Origin of the sequence: Coleofasciculus sp. (assembly GCF_046565525.1) — a bacterium.
GTDB lineage: Bacteria > Cyanobacteriota > Cyanobacteriia > Cyanobacteriales > Coleofasciculaceae > Coleofasciculus.
On the sequence record NZ_JBKHUP010000001.1, the window covers coordinates 1 to 18444 of the forward strand.

Here is an 18444-nt window from a genome sequence, read left to right on the forward strand (position 1 = left end):
CCCCATCGACAAACCCGCAATTGTTCCCGACGCTCTACCGAAGTAGAGCGCAGGGCTGCTTGCGGTTATAGCTCAATGGCGAGCATCACCATTTTGATTCCGCTTCACAACTAGTTATAGTCGATTGATTAAGCTAGCCGAAAGATATATCGAAGTCTGCTTCCTTGACAAATCTTATACAGCGCGATCGGCGCATAAATACCTATGACTGTACCCAGGATAAGGTGTGCGATCGGCTCTATAAAACCCAAGACATATTGTAGAAAAATTCGTAGTGGTGCCGAAGCTATTGTATGAGCCACGTATATTTCTAGCGACAAGCTTCCCCACTGTTTCACGAAGCCAGTTCTATTAAACCGATCTAGGAGAATCGCCAAAGCAACTGAGGCGGCGATGCCAAATATAGCAACTATAGGCGTCAGTAATTTTACCGCCATCAAATTAAACCCAACCGCTAATCCCACAGCACAAAATCCACCAATGGTAACAATGAGCAAAGTCTTGGTTTTCCATTGACTTAACTGTGACATTAATCTACTACTGCCTACTACCGCACCCAAGGCGAGGTAGATAGCATAGCGGCGGACTGAATACAAAACTCCCCATGAACCCAAGTGAACATCAACGATTTGCGTCAAGTAAAATAAAATCGCCAAAATTAAAAATACTCTGGGAGAAACATTGAGCTTGTGGACAATCGCGTAGACCAACATGATTACAAAAAGACTGTAGAGAAACCAATATTGCATCACGGGTTGGTAGACAATTCGCCACAAGTTAGTTAGGGGGATCGGATTATTGGTATAACTACCTGCTATAGCCTGAAGGACAGTTTGAAGCACCGACCAGACAAAGTAGGGGTACGCGATAACCTTGAGCTTACTGACGACAAAATCTCTTAGTGGTTTGGAGGATGAACGTTCGATAAATAATCCTGAAAGGCAAAAGAAAAGTGGCATGTGAAAGGAATAAATCCACTGATCTATTGAAATAATTATCGTTGATGCATCAAGTATTGAACTATTAACTAAACCTCTAAGTGTATGACCAAAAACAACTAAAAATATTCCGATACCCTTGGCATAATCAACCCATTGCACCCGCTGTTTAGTCGCGAATGGAGTCTGGGTTTGTTTAGAGATATTAGCCATCAACCAATCCTCAACTCAGGGTGCATATCTATTTGAATATTTAATTATATTGAGCAGCAAACATTTTTGGATTGGGGTCAGATTTTAACAGATTTAACAGATGGATCATGAGGGATGAGGAGTGAAACAGTTTTGAGTAGGACGGCTTTCACCATTATCATTGTTTTTCACCCTGATTTAATTAAACCCGCTCCCACAAGGGGGAGGATTATTTGACAAAAGACAAATGAGAGATGGGAAGCATCGCCTATTGGTAATCTAATCGATGAGCTGTGACCCATTAACAATCAACAATCACTATTATTAACTTTGGATTTTAAGCGCATATTCCCGGAACCGCTCCAAATCTGCTTGAATCGTAGACTCGACAATTCGACCTAAGAACAAACCATCCATCAACTTACCCAAAATGCCAGGAATATCATAAGCCACAGTAAGTTTAACAACACTACTTCCGTGGCGATCATAAAAGCGTACTGCACCCCGATTAGGTAAACCATCCACAGATTCCCACTGAATAATCTGATGGGGTACTAATTTTAGAATGCGGGAGAGCCAGCTAAATTCAAAGCCACTGCTGGCGAGTTTCCAACGGGATAAATCTGGATTGTCTTCGAGGACTTGTACCGAGTCAATCCACTTCATCCAGCGAGGCATTTGCTCTAAATCAGACCAGAGGCTCCAAACGGTTTCCATTGGCACCTCGACTTCAACCTGTACGCTGTGTTCTAACCAGTCAGATTTATTTGTCATTTGTCATTTGTCATTTCTTATTTGTCAGGGAATAGGAAACAGGGAACAGGTAATTCAAATTCATAATTCATAGCAAGTTGTAGATCATAATAGTAGTTTCTCTCCCCCTGCTTCCCCTGCAAGGGCGGGTTTAGTCACGTTATCGGTTGTTTCCAGAACGTTATCTGTAAAACCCGCCCCTACATCCGGAGCTTCCCCGGTTCTCAGATAACTTTTAAGTCGTGGTAACCAGGGTTGGTTCTACAGGTTTTTGTGCATGTTCTAGAATCGCTTTAGCTGCACGCCGTCCGGATAGAGTCGCTCCTTCCATACTATCGATGTAATCTTGTTGAGTGTAGCTCCCTGCTAAGAAGAAGTTGCTCACTGGGGTTTTTTGGTTAGGGCGATAGGAGTCCATGCCTGGAGCTTCTCGGTAAAGAGATTGAGCTAATTTAACCACACTGTACCAGGTCATGTTCAATTCCCGCGAAGAAGGGAAGAGTTCGTGGACTTGCTGGAGGACATGTTGGGCGATGGATTCATTATTTTGCCGGATAAAGGGATCACCGGGTGTTAGTACTAATTGTAACAGTGACCCTTGTCCTTCTTTGTAATAGTCACTGGGGCTGGTTAAGGCTAAGTCGGCAAAGCAGGAGAAGTCCGCATCGGGAGTATAGAGGAGATTATCCATCCCCGCCGCTTGTGCCAGTTGCTTCCGTTTTTGAGCATCATGGAGTTCTGTTACCCAGCCATCAAACCGCAGTTGCACGGTGGCGACAGGTACAGTGTCTAGCTGGTAGAGATTGTCAAACTCTGACCATTTGCGCCATGATTCTGGCAACAGACGCTGCACTCCAGGTACATCGGCGGCGCAAACGTAAGCATCAGCGGTAATGGTTTCCTCGCTTTCACCTTGGGCGATTACTAAACCTGTCACATTAGCTGAGTCTCCTGTCTCGGTGTAGAGGATTTCTCTCACCCGTCGCCTGGTATAAATTTTTGCTCCTCGCGCTTCGAGGTAATTGATAATCGGTTGATGTAAGTATTCATTCGGCGAACCTTCCAGCATCCTGAGAATCGATGCTTCTGTTCTGGCTGCAAAGAACTGGAAGATTGTCAACATGCAACGGGCAGAAATATTCTCTGTATCGATAAAACCGAGGGCGTAGGCGATGGGATTCCACATCCGCTTTAAGCTGCCGTTAGATCCCCCATGCTTGCGGAACCAGTCGGCAAAGCTAATTTTATCCAAGTCGCGAATCGTTTGCATTGCCCCGTCAAAGTCGATCAAGCCGCGTACTAGGGGACTGGTTCCGAGTGCGATCGCGTTTTGTAGCTTATCCTGAAGTGATAGCTGGGAGGTGGTGAAAAAGGCTTTGAGTCCATTAAATGGCGCTCCTGTGATAAAGCGAAAGTCTAGCGATCCCGTGCGTCCACCACGATTAATAAAGGTATGGGTATGTTCTTTGAGACGTAGGTTCTCCAACGCCCCTACCTGGTTCATTAAGTCAAATAAATTGTAGTAGCAGCCAAAAAAGACGTGCAACCCCATCTCGATGTGATTGCCCTCGGCGTCTACCCAACTGCCAACTTTGCCGCCCACGAATGGACGGGATTCAAAGATTTCTACATGGTGTCCGGCATCGACTAATTCTACAGCCGTCGCCATTCCGGCAAGTCCTGCCCCAACGATCGCAACGCGCATCGTAGCCCTTCCTTTTCAGTTTTCTTTACAGATTGTAATAGAATTTGGTATCCAAATGCAGCCTATAGGCTTGCGATCGCAGTTTTGTTTGGTGGCATGAAATCTTGATAAAGTTGGCTAAACAGAGTTGCTGATGTCAGCCAATAGGAATTAGAATGTACAAAGTGTCTTACATGTTATACAGTAAGTATTACAGACTTACCAGTCTACAAAAATTGGGTAAGGCAAATATCTTGCCAAAGAGAAAGCAGGAAAGGTTATTCAATCTGAACATCAGGGTTGCTAGTTACAGATAGAACACCCAACAAAGTCTTTCTACAGGCTCAGCCTCCTAGACGTGAGCCTAACTCTAACTGAGCCGACAGGCAATAGCAGTTTTAATGTCACTGTTTTTGCTTAATCATTTTTAATGCAACTCAAATGTGTTTGAACAACAAAGAACGTAAAAGAGAGGAAGAGAAGGTATTACTATCTTCCCTAGCGGTTGAAGTCGATACTATTTTTTTGAAACTTCGCAAAGCGGATCAAGTCATTCGGAATGAACTTAATTTACTAAATTATCCCAGCATTAAATCCTTTGAAAAGAGCTGGATTGAGCCAATCCATGTCGAAGAACTAAAAAAGATTATTTATAGAATTCCACCTCAACATTTATTGGTAGATGAGTATGTTCTCTACATGCTTGACAGCAAAACAACGAGTATATTCGATTTAGTTGAAGATTATAATCATTCCCTAGAACACCGCAAGCAACTGCAACAAAGCAAGGATTGTAGTAACCTAAAGAATGTGGATGAACAGTTAGGTTATGCGATTCGACGTTTGGGGGCGATGATCTATCATTTAAATATTCATTTAAATTTGCTAACTGTCTTGTTAGTTAAAGCCCCGATTCTCACCGAGCATCAACAAATCGTTATTAACGACAGCAAAGATAAGGTAGAAAAAAATCTGCTGGATGATTGGGATAAATGGCACGACAATGTTCGGTTTCTAGAAATCACCATTGATGAACCTTATGCGATTGTAACGTGGGCAATGGAAGATCTTTGTGGAGATGCCCTTCTTCAGCAGGATCGAGGCAGTTGGCAATTGATGACGATCAGCACAAGCCGATTCGACACGAAAGCCTTGGAACCCGTGAATATTTCCTTGGATGCAGCTCAACGCTTGCTCAAGCGTCATTACCAGAAACTTGAATATTAATCCCTTATTCTTGGGCAGCATATCAAAGCAAACACCAAACATTTTTGTAGGTTAGGTTGACGTTAGGAAACCCAACAAAATCCCAGGCTAAAGCCTTTACTACGAACCAAATGTTGTCCGACTCCTTAGACAAATCGGATTGTGCGAATTTCTCGCCATAGTTCTTGGTACTGCTCAATCGCTTCTTGGGGTAAAGGATGCAGAAAATCACTGGCGTTGAGGATAGAGGGTTCTGGTAAAAGTATCGAACTGTTTTGCAGTTGGTTCGGTAACGTAGCCGGATTCAGGCTAACCAGTATCGGTGAAGCCGCATGAGTTAATAAAGAAATGTCGATCGCGGATTGTTTTTGCCAGCAAAAATTAATCCATTGCTGGGATAATGACTTGAACGTTTCTGAGTCTGGCGATTCAGCCGCCGTCTTTTGCACAGCAGGTTGTACCCACACATCTGCCCAAAGGGATGTTCCTGAACGAGGAACGACGGCTTGAATTTGGCGATCGCGTCCGCGCAGGGATAAGATATCGGTAGACCAACCCACGGCTAGCCAAGTATCGCCTAAAATCAGGGGTTCTAGGTAGTGATTTGAACTGTAAAGTTTAACCTGTTTATGTAGCTCTAAGAGTTCGGTTTTCAGATTGGGGACTTGACTCAAGTTGGCGGTATTATAGGAGAATCCTAATTTTTTCAAGGTCAACCCAATCACCTCTCGCGGACTATCGAGTAACGAGATGCGATCGCGTAATTCTTTTCGCCACAAGTCACTCCAATCCGTCGGAATCCACCCTAATTCCTCAAACTTATCGCGGCGATAGGCAATAACCACCGTACCCCAGCGATAGGGTGCGCCCCAAATTAATCCCGATTCATCAAGTTGTCCTTGGCGATTGCGTCTGACAATTGCTTGCCAACGGGGGGGTAACTGTTGCCATCCCGGTAATTCTACCAGTTCTAGGGGTTGAATCAGTTGCTGCTCAATGGCGGATTCTAACCAATAACTTCCTAATGTGACCAAATTTGCGATCGCGGGTGGCTGGCGACTAATCAGAGGAATAGGAAACCGCTTCGGGGATTCTGGGTTCTGTGCTTGTCGTCTCCACACCAGAAGGTGCTCGTATGTATCCTTAAGCTGGGCTTGTGGGTCAAACTTGAGCCTCACGGGTGAGTTTAGGGTTTGGCGAAATGCAGCCAGTAGCTGAACGGGAATTGAATCTTGCAACAGTTCTACATTCAAAGCCGTTGGCTGTCTATTGCCACACCCAGACGCCAATTGCCCCAGTGCTAGGGCGCTAGCGCCCATTAGAAAGGAGCGTCGTTTCATCCCGAAAATCCAGTAAATTGATGGAATGGATGCGTGTTCTTTCAACAAACTAACATAATTTTTGTGTTCTTTGAGACGGACAGTCAAATAACCCATCTGCTATACAAGTGACCAGTGACCCGTGACTCGTTCATGAACCGCGCCTTACTTCGTGAAGACGCGGATTGGCAGAGGGAACCTGCCAGGAAGTCATGAATAGGGCATAAGTTGGTAGGGGATAACCACTTCCAAGCATTTCTCTAGCTTGGCTTAAATGTAGGTCTAGGAATCTCTAGGCACTGGGTAAGTCCAGGACACACCCCTATCAATGCCTTAAGAGACGTAAACATTTACACGAATGGATTATCTCTATGAATCGTGTTCCAGTAGTTAGCAAAGAAGGAAAACCACTGATGCCTACCAAACCCTCCAGGGCTGTAAGAGCAGAGAAATCCGGAAAAGTCTACATTGGCTATGTTGGTGGGTTCACCGACACTCAAAAGACTAAAAATATTTCCGTTTGCGACTACACATGGAAACGTATTGGTCAATTTGCCCCTAGTAAAGTTGACTTAATCAGGAGAAATAATGGCTTATGTGTAGCTTAGGCAAGAACTGGATGCCTCCATTCTTCCGGCATCCCGCTATCCTTCCTCACCCTACGAGAGTTGAGGGTGAGGACTCCCGCGAATACGTTGAGGGAATCGGGGAACTTATCCAGAGTTCGGTCTTAGTTGAAGGCGCAATTGTTAATAAAACATTAAATAGTTAGATTGGCGACATTAAAGCAAGACAAAGCGAAAATCTGGGGAAACAGGCGATAAACGCCCAAGATAAATCATTTTTGGGGTTGACTGAATGACTGTCAGTTGTCCCCTACCAAAAAATCAGCAGAACATCGGGGTAAGAATTGTCTCAAATAGTTAAATGAATCAGCACGAAGAGAACTTTCGAGTATAAATTGACTAGCATGAAGTAGAACTCGCTATGGAAATTGGTAAGCAGATGGATACAATTCAACAACAAATCACCGCCCTAAATCATAAAGTTGATGCCATATATCAAATTATCGAGCAGCTCGACCAAAAACTTTCCCAGTGTCTGCCTACAGTCAAGCCGATGTTAACCGTAGACTCTGAGCTACAAGCATCAACCGAAAAGGTTAATGACATCCCCGTCTACGCGAATCCAAAACTGCTTGACTCAGTAATGGAACATAAAGATATCCTGATTGAGGATACTGGTGAAGTATCTCAATTTCATACGAATCACAACGGAAATCATCATCCAGAGAATCCCCTATCCGCCGATGTACAAGTGCAACGCCTCACTGCCCAATTGACCGCCGCCTACAATCGCATTGCGGCTTTAGAAGAACAGCTTCTCGCTCGCAGAATTCACTCTTGACCTAGTGGTATTGAGCTAGCAGTGTTTCAATGGCTTGTAGTAATTGAGTAGCGTTCCATCCTTGGTAAAGATGGGAGGCGATCGCACATCCTCCAGCACCGACGCCTTCCTTGACATATCCTTGTTCGTAAGCCCGTAGCTGCGGATAACTTGACTGGGCAAAACTTAAGTCGGTTGCTAAAAGGGGAACATCACCGATAGCTCGTGCTAATCCTACGGTATCACCCGTGGGATCATCTGCTACCCAGCGAGTTGTACCGACAACCACCTGCTTAGGTTGCCAATTAGCTTGAGTTTGCTGCGCCAACGCCCGTGCTAGTGCATAAACCGCCAACATTTGCGTCCCTCCAGCCAACAAAACACCAACACTCTGACTTGCGCCAAGTACCATTCCGGCGGCTGTAATTTGCATCGGATCGCCTACGGCGGCGACTAACTCGAAGGGATCAATGAATTCTGCCAGTTTTCCTTCCCAGTCAGCCTGTTGCAGCCCGATGCGAACGATTTCTGCTTTTTGGCGATGATTACAGCGAGGATGGCTGCTATTGACTTTACCCATAGCGGCAATACCTAACCCTGTTAGGACACTCAAAGCCGTTGTGGTTCCGCCAACCACGCATTCAGCAATCATTACATATCCGTCTACGGCAACGGTTGCTAGCTTTTGACCCCAGATTAAGCCTTGCTCAAATAGATGTTTTACGGTGCTGATGGGCAAGGCTTTTCCCGTGGTCAAACAGTTAGCGGGTAAACCCTCTAAATCTATAGCTGGGACGGCTGGGGGTTGGGGTAAACCCGCATTGAATAGATAAACGGGAAGGTGACAAGCCTCGACGACAGCGCGAGAAATCAGCACAGGGGATGCCCCAGCATCCAAGGGAGGTAGAGGATATTGAGGATTGGGGGTAAAACCATTAACCAAGAATTCAGCATCCGCTACTGCTGTATACTTACGATCCTCTGGGGTTGCCCCAGCCGCAGAAATGCCGGGGATCAACCCTGTTTCCGTAAATCCTAAAATACAAGCAAGTAGGGGAGGTTGTCCCCGATAATGCTGCAACCATTTATTTCCTTGGATGAATTGGGTATAGATTCGGATCACGCCTGTCCTTTAGGTGAATCGACGAGAAGCCCAGCGCTGTACCCAAAGGGTGACGCGGTTCGGATCAATGATCAATGACCAATGACAATTAAACTAGGACAGGTGTTTCGGTTTGATCGAGTTCTCGAAACAAAGGCGTACTCAGATAGCGTTCACCAAAACTGGGTTGTATCATAACAATTAACTTACCCGCATTCTGCGGACGTTTCGCCACCTGAATCGCGGCACATAACGCAGCGCCGGAGGAGATTCCAGATAACAACCCTTCTTCTCGTGCCAAACGGCGACCAAAAGCGATGGAATCTTCATCACTAACTTGAAGCACTTCATCAATCAGTTCTGTACGCAAAACTTGAGGGACGAAACCAGCACCAATCCCTTGAATCTTATGGGGTCCAGCTTGTCCGCCAGAGAGAACTGGACTACTGATGGGTTCGACTGCGATCGCGACAAAATCGGGTTTACGTTGCTTGAGAACTTCGGCAATGCCGGTAATTGTACCACCAGTGCCAACCCCAGCGATCAGGATATCGACCTGACCCTCTGTATCTGCCCAAATTTCTTCAGCCGTTGTCTCTCGATGGATTTGGGGATTGGCTGGGTTTTGGAACTGTTGCAGCATAAAGGCTTCAGGAGTACTTTCGGTAATTTCGTTGGCTCTGCGAATTGCTCCTTTCATCCCCTCGGTTCCCGGCGTTAGCTCTAGTTTTGCACCATAAGCTTTCAACATCGATCGCCGTTCTAGGCTCATCGTATCGGGCATAGTCAAGATTAGCTGATACCCTTTCGCGGCGGCTACCATGGCTAGGGCAATACCAGTATTCCCCGATGTCGGTTCCACTAAAATTGTTTTCCCTGGCTGAATCTGACCCGCTGCTTCCGCCGCCCGAATCATACTCATCCCGATGCGGTCTTTCACCGAAGCGGCTGGGTTCATTCCCTCCAGTTTCACCACAATTGTCCCCACACATCCCTCTGCTTGAGGAATTCGGTTGAGCTGAATTAGGGGAGTGCGACCGATCACTTCTGTGATGTCATGAGCAATTCGCATAGTTTCTCCTTAATCAAAGAGTCATCATACCAAGTTGCGTTCTAACCTGTCTTATGACAGCGTTGCCTTAGCGAAAGCGTTAGCGAGGAACGAACGTCGGGTCGGAACTTTTCCTCAGAATCTCGCCAGAGGCTTCGCTACTGTTCCTTCGCTCAGCATGACAGATTAACTGCTCCGAAAAACTTACTCTTGCCCTAGCTAAAGCTAAAATCTGATGTTTTCTTCCCGTCTCAGCCAAGGGAGTCGGCTCCTTCTTGTCCACGGGCGTAAATTCCGCTCAAGCCAAGCGTATTTTGTCAGGCGGGGCATTTTCTAGATTAATGGATGCGTTTTCATCTCGGTCTTGAAAATGCCCACATTTTTTACAGTCAAAGATTCGGTCATCCAGTTTCATTTCCTGAACATTCCCACAACAAGAACAGGTTTTTGAACTTGGATACCATCGGTCTACCAATTCCACTTTTGTTCCGTAATGAGTTTGTTTATAGACGAGCTGACGACGAATCTCATAGAAACAGTTGTTGCTCACAGCCTCCGCTAATTTGTGATTAGCTATCATTCCAGAAACATTAAGGTCTTCTATCCTAATGTTGTAGATTCTACGACTTAGATCCGTTGTTATCTTTTGGATTGTATCTCGGCGAATATTGGAGATACGCCGATGCTGACGAGACAGATCAACGTAATACTTTCTGGCTTTTTTAGAGGCGGCGACCTTAAGTTTTTTGTTGCCGAGGACTTTGTTACGATTTCGCCACTGGAGCTTACCTAGCTTGGTTTTCGCTTTCTGGGTGGTAATAGGCATCTCGTATTTCGTACCATCGGAAACAGTTGCCAAACACTTAACCCCCAGGTCTACACCTGCTCGATGAACAGGATGAATAATTTGGGGTATTTTTTCGGCATCTAAAACAAAAGAAACGAACCATCTGTCTGCCGCTCTTGATACAGTGAATGTCTGAGAACTGCAAATAAACTTGATTCGCTCTTTGAGTCGATATGTTTTTAATCCGGGAAGTTTTATGTGTTTTCCGGCAGAAATTGTCACTCGGTTGCTAAAGGGGAGGGCGGGTTTCCCTTTCTCCGGATAGACTCCGGCTGTTTTATAAACCGTGAAGGAGTCTCCCTTCTTTTTTGACTTCTTTTTCGGAAAACCCGACAAGCCCTTTCTCCACCGAGAAATGGCATTCTTTAGATCCATAAATGCCGACTGATAAATAGTGGATGGATAGTCTTTCATCCAGCTATTTTCCGGTTTTTGCATCGTCATGGATGTAAAGATTTTCTTGATTAAGTCTATCCGCTTCGAGTCACCCATCTTTACTCCTAGGACATCCCAGCTAGCTTTCAGCAGCTCTAGCCCGAAGTTGTAGACAATTCTCTTAAACCCAGCCATGCCGCGCATTCGAGATATCTCTTTCTTATTCAGTTTGAGTTCTCGCTTAATAGCGTACATAGCTAAATCTCTTCAGACTTACTCAAGTTTAGCAGGGTTGAGACAAGGATCGATGCCATTGACAATTTTCTTTACTTTGGTCTTATATTTGCGTAACCCATACAATCGGGATGAAAAGCAGTGAATGATTGATAAGAGATCGGCACTTAGCTCTTTGAGAGCAACTGGGTATCACGTCTGGGTTAATCTATCCTAACCCGTTACTCCAATTACTTTGGGTTAATTCCTGTTCTTTAACCACAGGTATCAGCGATTTGTGATCGCTAACGCTAACACCTCGATACTTTAAGGTTGAACTCGTTGACGTAGCCGGAGAGTTCACCAAATGGTGAACTCTCAAAGCCTGACCCCGATATTTTCCGATCACCTCATCTTCCGTTACCTCAACCTCGGCAGGGGTTAGGTCATAGTTAACGCCTCGATAAACTAACTTGACATTTTTCTCATCCGGCAATGATGACTCTATGACGGGCGCAGACGATGAAGAACTGCGTCTATGATTGCTGAGAATGACCACGACTAGCAGCAATAATTGAATTTGCCAAGGTGCTAAACATAACGTTACAAGTAAGCTAACTAAGGCAACGGCGGCGGCAATATAAGCTATTTCATTAGCCAAATGTTTAAAAACATAGGCGGCGACGATAAAAATCCCCAGGGGAATGATAAATAATAAAGACATATCAAGTGACCTGTAACCTACTTAATCTGTTATCTTAGCGAATTACCAAAGTATCAACAGGGGAGCAGGGCTTGCTGTAACAATATTGACAGATACCTTATTCATCATTCGTTACACTCGCTCCCGCAAAGAAGCCAGCTACGTCTTATGTAAGGGTTTGAAGACTATTTACAAAACTTAACATATTTCGGTTTATTTCCATCAACCTACTTATTTCAATAATCCAGCAAAACTTGTACCCACTGAGGCGGGCGAGGAATGGGATTTTTCAGGCGATCAAAGATGAGTAATGCCACCAGATGAACAACAAATAAATAAACGGCATTGTTGACCACAATTGCCAAAATTGCCACCACCTGAATCAAGGTCAAACTGGGCTGAGCCAGTAACCCCAGCTTGATAAATCCCCATTCCACTAACTCTGTAATTTGAGTCATCACATAAACCCACAGATCCTCACTCAGCAGAATCGAGAGCAGCCAGAATCGAAAAAAGAATCCAAAAGTTCCCAGTAGAGTACCAATACCAATGGAAAATAACCAATTCGCTTGACGTTTCCACAATGCGCCCAACTGAACGCCCATCAAACCGTAGGGAATCAAAAAGAGAATACTGCGGGTTGGTCCTTGTAGCACCGACAGCAACAACCCTGAAACCAGAGCCGCCATCCAAGAGGCTCGATGTCCCCGACGCATATACACCAAGGCAATTGGCACAGGGAAAAACATCTTCAGGACAGGACCTAGGGGAAAATAATAATTAATCAGCCAAATCAAACTAGCTGTACTGGCGAGGAACGCCGTTTCCACCATGACTACAGTGGTATTGAACTGTAGCTGTTGTTCATGAGAGGAGTTACTCGCCGAATTGTTGCCTTGATCAGGTATTTGCCGTTCAGGTCTAGCATTGGTTGATGTTTCCGTCTCTCGGTCTAGTTCCTCGACCAAATCCCATTCGTCATGGGTATTTTCACTGGCTGAGTCTTGGGGTTGGGGTTCAGTATTCTGATCTGGATTAGGGCGAGGCGTTTGGGCATCCTCAAAAGAATCGCTCATGCAGCTTTCATAAACGCTTGATCAACCTCCACTCTAACGCCCCTTTTACCTCGAAACGATCGCCTGATCCCCTGAAGTGGATAAACCTACCTCAAACTCTTACCCAGAACAAAGGACAAATCACCAATGATGCTTCTAAGCAATAATGCGTTCTAGTGCCGGCAGATCAGGGATAAACATAATATCGTGTTCTCGCTTAATCAACCCTTTTTTTTCCAGCTTAGTCAACACCCGCGTCACCGTCTCCCGTGCTAATCCACTCAAGCTGCTTAACTCGCGATGGGGTAAGTTGGGAATCTCAGTGCCTTGCTGTTTGACTTTACCCTGACCCTCTGCCAAAAACAGGAGCGTGTCTGCCACTCGCGACGTACTATCAGACTCCCTCAGGCGCAGGCGACGGTTAACTTGGCGCAAGCGCTTTGCCATAAGCTGAGACAAACGAACACCTGCTAGAGGTTCATCATGAATGAGCTGGACAAAATCTTGGGCGGGTATACTGCCAATCGTCGTAGGAGTTAAGGTAATCACATCAGTAGAACGAGGTACCTCATCCAGTGCCGCCATTTCGCCAAAAATTTCCCCCTTGCCTAAAATATTCAGGGTCACTTCTTTACCCTCCAGGTTATAGGTACGAATCTTTGCCCAGCCCTCCAAAATGAAGTAAACCGAGCCACCCCAATCATTTTCCAGCAAAATCACTCGATCCTTTGGGTGGCTGCGAGTAACAACATGAGCCGTAGCTTGATTCACACTGGCTTCTGGTAAGCCAGCAAATAAAGGAGCAGTGCGAATTAACTCATTAACATTAGAGTTCATTGCGTGTGAGCTGTATCGATCATCCATGAAGCCAAACCACATTGTATACGCCGTGGACAAGTACGGCGATTTGTTATCCTCAAAAACTTGAGCAGGTTTCTTCCTGTTCCACAACAGACACAGGATTGAGTCGTTGTGGTGTCAGCGCCCCCCATCACCCCATCTAGACCAGCCATAATGGCAGATACAAGGGACTCATAAAAATCCTTCGTTGTGGGAAACCCTGTGTCTTTAGACCAGGGAGGAACACGCGGTAGCGGTTTTAACCGCATACCCCTTTCGGGGTGGAGGGGTATGGTTGCCCCTCCGGTTTTCACCCATTTCTGGGGTAAAGTTAGCCTCGCCAAGGTTATCGGTCGGTAACTGTCCAAAAAGCACTGTTTCAGTGACCTTAAAACTGTTTAACTTTTCGGTTCTAGAGCAGCAAACTGGCTATCGCATCCGCTGGTAGGTCTTTAACACTTGCCGATAACGTAGTGCGCTTAGCACTTAGGCTGGTAAGCACAGCTTTAACTTATTTGGCTAAAGCTCCGTGTATGCGAGACCGGGGTTGCTTACGTCCTGATCGATGACGGCGCTATACTCCCTCGAAGTGCCTTCAAAGTTAATCAGCCGCAGATTGGTACACAGCTATTATGCTTCATATTGAGGGAGATTTAACAATTTAGATGCCACTGATGAGGACTTGAGGGGACATCTGTGAGCCAGAATACGTTTATGATAATGACACTCACGCCAAATTTTTCGACCACCATAGTTCAAGTGTTGCTGGTTCATCTTGATTCATCCCATGCCTTTGCCCCTGATACCTCCAGGGAATGGACTTGTCCTCAATGGGTCATTGTCCACGACCAAGACATAATAGTTAAGAGAAGCAGGGGGATGTTTCACCGTGACTAAACAGAAGACAATTCAATCGCTGATTGCTGATATTGATAGCCTCCTTGCCAAGTTGGACTCCCGTTTCCCTTGGTCTAAATCCAACGACTTAGCCCACGATCGCCAAGTCCTGGAACGAGTGCGTAGCTATTTGCTGTCGATGCAGCAAGAAGAAATGGCAATGACGCCAACCCAGCAATCAGCCGTTAGACCGATTATGCAAGCGGTGGCTCAAGAAATGGAGACTATACGCCAACAGGTGAGTGCACCCTTGCTCTCTGAATTGTCTGACTTGCGTCAACAGCGAGAGTCTTTGACCCAAGAAATTCAGCAACTTGAACTCCAAAAACAGCAATTGCTCAATACTTTGACACCGATGGGGAGGGGACAAGAGCAAGCACTCCCAGCATTTGCTCAGGATTTAATTAACCAGTCAACTGAACGCCTGACGCAACAGTTGGCTCAAATACTACTAAATTTAGAAGCCCAACTGCTCAACGCTTCATCAACATCGGGATCACTAGGACAGCAAGCATCGGCGATGATGTCGCCACAAGAACGTTTGCAGCAACTGCGACAACTCCAAAACGAGAGCGATCGCATGTTGATCAATATAGACGCCAACCAACGGACTCTCTTTGAAGCACTCAATCGTGATTTACAGGGGTACCAGCAGTCTTTGTCTCAAGGGATTGACAAAATGCACCGCTTGAGCAATCAAGGAGAGCTGTTATTTACAGCCCTTGTCAATCGCCTCGCTCAGTTATTGGGACGAGAAACCTCAACCTTGGTGCAATCTTCTCTACCCTGGTCAGAGGCGGCGGAATTATCTGAGTCAATACCCAGTTCAACATCATCACCACCAAAACCCAGCAGTATCTTTGTCGGAGTTGATCCGGTTTCTCAGCCTGAATTCAACGTAACCCTATCTGCCAACGCCTCAACCCCGTCCCCACAACTGCCGGTTCAGCTTTCGTCTAATATCCCCGATCAGCAATCCACCCAAGAACTGGAGACAGAAAATTTAGCCGAAAATTCCCTAGACGCATTGATTGGCTGGGATATGGATACCCCAATCCCAGTAAACTCAACCCTAAATTATTCAGAATTTCCCGATCTAGATTTCTTATTAGACATCGATAGTGAACAGGAGCCCACAACACCATCATTCCTATCCGTCCCAATCATTCAGGCGGACGCCACTAAACCAGTACAACCAGACATTGCCGCTCAAAATGAAGTAGAGAACCGCCACCATGAAATTGATGAGTTGTATAATACCCTATTTGGCACAGACTTTGCTCAAGACACCAATATAAGAGCTTCCGCAAATACCGTCGAGGTGACCGATGCTAATCCCTCAGTTGCCTCAATAACCACAACGGATGGGCAAGAGGATCACTCAACCGATCAGGCTGTAGGCGAGAATGTATCAGTTGAGGTTGCTGATTATCTATTTGACGGAGTTATTGATCCCGCCGAGGAAACGAGTTCACCAGAACCCCGGGTTGAAGGCGTCAATCATGATCTGCTATCTTGGGAAACCTTACTCTTTGAAACCCCAACAACGGACGCCCCGATTGACTCAGAGTTAGTTGCAGCGCCCGAAACAGCAACTCACCCTCACCAGGAAGCACTCAGCGAGTCTCAAGATGTTAAAACGATTACCGCCCTAACCGATTTACTCGATGAAATGGGGTTAAGTTATTCCTCCCCCGTTACCGAACTCCCATCCATGGCGGCGACTCGTGAGGAAGAATGGTTTCTGGAAAACCCAGGGGAAACTAATTCCCCAGTTACTTCAGTTGATGACTACTATATTCCCGCCTCACCAGACGAAGATTTACTGATAAGGGAGGAATTTCAGCAGTTTTCTGGTCAAGAGATTCGCCTAGACCAAAGTACCCTCGATCAGCTTAGTGAAGACCTGAACAGCTTTGAAGCGGTAGACCATCTAAATATTGTCCCTCAGCCATCCCCATCGCGCGATCGCATCGTCCCACCCCCAAGCTTCGATTTAGACTCAATCCAGTCGTTGCCTATGTCAGAGGAGTTGTTAGCAGAAGATTGGGAAGAGTTTGCCCTCCACGACCTATCCCAAGAGGATGTTATCTTCCCAGATTGGCTTTCACCAACCCCCACTGACCTAGACTCCCGCACACCCGATCCTTTGGTGAGTGACTCTGAGGACACGAATCCACCACAATCTCCAGCGTCGGAGGACGTTGCTGATGATTTGTCTGAGGAATCTATTGACATAGGAGGAGAAGATGTGGTAAAAGAATATGTCTTGGAAGATTCAGTAACTCTTGATCAAAATTCCATGAGTCAACCGCAAGAAACGTCTTTAGAGGATGGGGTGAATTAAACCTACTTAAATCTGTGTAAACAGATTGATTCACCCACCAGGGGCAGGATTAGACCTACGTTAGAGCGGTCAAGACACCTACGAATTCGCTAGTTCGCTCTTCTCTGTCGGTTGAGATTAAGGAATGCTCGAAAGGTTTATAGAGCAAGTGTTTCAACCCGAACAAGCCAGACTCTAACCTCCCCGAAGCACACATTACTTAAGGACTGGTCAAACCGACCAATTATGTCAAACTACGTTTTTCTAATCGATGCCAACAAACAACCGATGAATCCTATCCATCCAGCTCACGCTCGGAAACTGATGGAAGCTTGCATTGCCGCGGTCTTCCGTCGTTACCCATTCACGCTGATCATGAATCGAGTGGTAGAGAATATTGTCACCTATCCACTCACGCTTAAGATTGACCCAGGTTCCAAAACAACCGGAATTTCACTTGTGAGCAACCGGGATGAGGTGATTTGGGGTATGGAACTAGAACATCGAGGGCAGCAGATTAAGGACTCTCTGTTAAATCGCAAAGCTGTTCGCAGAGGACGGAGACAGCGCAATACTCGATACCGCAAAGCTCGGTTTCTCAACCGTAGACGACCTTTAGGTTGGTTAGCACCTTCTCTGCTGCACCGTGTTCTAACAACTGAGACTTGGGCAAAGCGACTCATGAAGTTTGCTCCAATTACTCAAATCAGGCAGGAATTAGTTCGATTCGATACTCAGCAAATGGAAAACCCGGAGATTTCTGGCGCAGAGTATCAGCAAGGAACTCTTGCGGGCTACGAAGTCCGTGAGTACCTTCTAGAGAAATGGGGACGCAAGTGTACCTATTGCTCGAAAGAAGATGTTCCGTTGCAGATTGAGCATATTCTGGCACGAGCGAAGGGTGGAACAGACCGTATTTCCAACCTATGTTTGGCCTGTGAAAAGTGCAACATAAAAAAGGGAACAAAGGATATTCGGGACTTCCTTAAAGGTAAACCTGACTTGGTTTCTCGTATTCTCAAACAGGCTTCATCACCTCTCAAAGATGCTGCGGCGGTTAACGCAACGCGCGGGAAACTGTTCGAGACGTTATCTCGGACTGGGCTTCCTGTAACCACCGGGACAGGCGGACAAACTAAGTACAACCGTACTCGGTTAGGGCTTCCCAAGACACATTGGCTGGACGCTGCCTGTGTTGGCATAACAGAAACGCTTCATATCTTGACTCAAAAGATTCTGCGAGTCAAAGCAACGGGATATGGTACTCGCCGACTATGTCGGATGGATAAATTCGGCTTCCCCTGCTCCAAGCCGCGCCAATCGCACAAAACACGGTGGAAAACAGGTGATATTGCTCGAACCCTTGACGGAGTTGTTGGTCGCGTTGTGGTTCAAAACGAGAAACGCATCGAGGTTCGCGTGAATGGTAAACGTTGCTACTGTAAACCTGACGAGGTTAAACCTATGCACAGAAAGGATGGGTATAGTTATGCCTAGGTTTACAAGGATTTTCAGCCAACTGGAGAACCGCGAACAAGATAGGGATCAGAGTAACAG

The 18444-nt window shown here is 46.0% G+C and carries 14 protein-coding genes and 1 pseudogene; 5 read left to right on the plus strand and 10 right to left on the minus strand.

Going from position 1 to position 18444, the window contains the following annotated elements:
- Window positions 1-128: 128 nt before the first annotated feature.
- From ACLGGO_RS00005 to zds, 3 genes are all read right to left on the minus strand, one after another.
- A complete protein-coding gene (locus ACLGGO_RS00005) occupies window positions 129-1151 on the minus strand; it encodes an acyltransferase family protein (protein ID WP_446417816.1) in 1023 nt (340 codons plus the stop codon).
- 303 nt (window positions 1152-1454) lie between these two features.
- Window positions 1455-1904, minus strand: coding sequence for an SRPBCC family protein (locus tag ACLGGO_RS00010; RefSeq protein ID WP_446334777.1), 450 nt, complete (start codon window positions 1902-1904; stop codon window positions 1455-1457).
- 214 nt (window positions 1905-2118) lie between these two features.
- Window positions 2119-3588: a 9,9'-di-cis-zeta-carotene desaturase gene (gene zds, locus ACLGGO_RS00015; RefSeq protein ID WP_446417817.1), complete on the minus strand. Its 1470-nt coding sequence runs from the start codon at window positions 3586-3588 to the stop codon at window positions 2119-2121.
- A 420-nt stretch (window positions 3589-4008) separates the two neighbouring features.
- Between zds and ACLGGO_RS00020 the strand changes: the two genes are divergently transcribed.
- On the plus strand, window positions 4009-4794 hold the full coding sequence (locus tag ACLGGO_RS00020; protein WP_446334775.1) for a hypothetical protein: 786 nt from the start codon (window positions 4009-4011) through the stop codon (window positions 4792-4794).
- 125 nt (window positions 4795-4919) lie between these two features.
- Here ACLGGO_RS00020 and ACLGGO_RS00025 read toward each other — a convergent pair whose 3' ends face one another.
- The gene (locus ACLGGO_RS00025) at window positions 4920-6113 is read right to left on the minus strand and encodes an extracellular solute-binding protein (RefSeq protein WP_446417818.1); all 1194 of its coding nucleotides are present in this window, start codon (window positions 6111-6113) and stop codon (window positions 4920-4922) included.
- A 350-nt stretch (window positions 6114-6463) separates the two neighbouring features.
- Between ACLGGO_RS00025 and ACLGGO_RS00030 the strand changes: the two are divergent.
- Window positions 6464-6586, plus strand: a pseudogene (locus tag ACLGGO_RS00030) (RRXRR domain-containing protein); the annotation flags it as partial.
- A 493-nt stretch (window positions 6587-7079) separates the two neighbouring features.
- A complete protein-coding gene (locus tag ACLGGO_RS00035) occupies window positions 7080-7499 on the plus strand; it encodes a hypothetical protein (protein WP_446334773.1) in 420 nt (139 codons plus the stop codon).
- 1 nt (window position 7500) lies between these two features.
- On the opposite strand, the gene cobT is transcribed toward ACLGGO_RS00035, so the two are convergent.
- The 6 genes from cobT to ACLGGO_RS00065 all read right to left on the minus strand — a co-directional run bounded on the left by cobT (window position 7501) and on the right by ACLGGO_RS00065 (window position 13688).
- On the minus strand, window positions 7501-8601 hold the full coding sequence (cobT, locus tag ACLGGO_RS00040; RefSeq protein ID WP_446417819.1) for a nicotinate mononucleotide-dependent phosphoribosyltransferase CobT: 1101 nt from the start codon (window positions 8599-8601) through the stop codon (window positions 7501-7503).
- Window positions 8602-8689: 88 nt separating this feature from the next.
- A complete protein-coding gene (gene cysK / locus ACLGGO_RS00045) occupies window positions 8690-9652 on the minus strand; it encodes a cysteine synthase A (RefSeq protein WP_446334771.1) in 963 nt (320 codons plus the stop codon).
- A gap of 277 nt (window positions 9653-9929) precedes the next feature.
- Window positions 9930-11108, minus strand: a complete 1179-nt coding sequence (locus ACLGGO_RS00050) for an RNA-guided endonuclease InsQ/TnpB family protein (protein WP_446417820.1) — start codon at window positions 11106-11108, stop codon at window positions 9930-9932.
- Between the two features lie 187 nt (window positions 11109-11295).
- Entirely contained in the window at window positions 11296-11790 is a 495-nt protein-coding gene (locus tag ACLGGO_RS00055; RefSeq protein ID WP_446417821.1) for a DUF4278 domain-containing protein, read from the minus strand.
- 215 nt (window positions 11791-12005) lie between these two features.
- On the minus strand, window positions 12006-12845 hold the full coding sequence (locus tag ACLGGO_RS00060; protein WP_446334769.1) for a DUF2232 domain-containing protein: 840 nt from the start codon (window positions 12843-12845) through the stop codon (window positions 12006-12008).
- A 135-nt stretch (window positions 12846-12980) separates the two neighbouring features.
- Complete coding sequence (locus ACLGGO_RS00065; RefSeq protein WP_446334768.1) at window positions 12981-13688, minus strand: Crp/Fnr family transcriptional regulator; 708 nt, start codon at window positions 13686-13688, stop codon at window positions 12981-12983.
- Between the two features lie 865 nt (window positions 13689-14553).
- Between ACLGGO_RS00065 and ACLGGO_RS00070 the strand changes: the two genes are divergently transcribed.
- Complete coding sequence (locus ACLGGO_RS00070) at window positions 14554-16908, plus strand: hypothetical protein (protein ID WP_446417822.1); 2355 nt, start codon at window positions 14554-14556, stop codon at window positions 16906-16908.
- A gap of 225 nt (window positions 16909-17133) precedes the next feature.
- Window positions 17134-18384 carry an RNA-guided endonuclease IscB gene (gene iscB / locus ACLGGO_RS00075; protein ID WP_446417823.1) on the plus strand — a complete coding sequence of 417 codons (1251 nt, stop codon included), beginning with the start codon at window positions 17134-17136 and terminating at the stop codon, window positions 18382-18384.
- Window positions 18385-18444 lie beyond the last annotated feature (60 nt).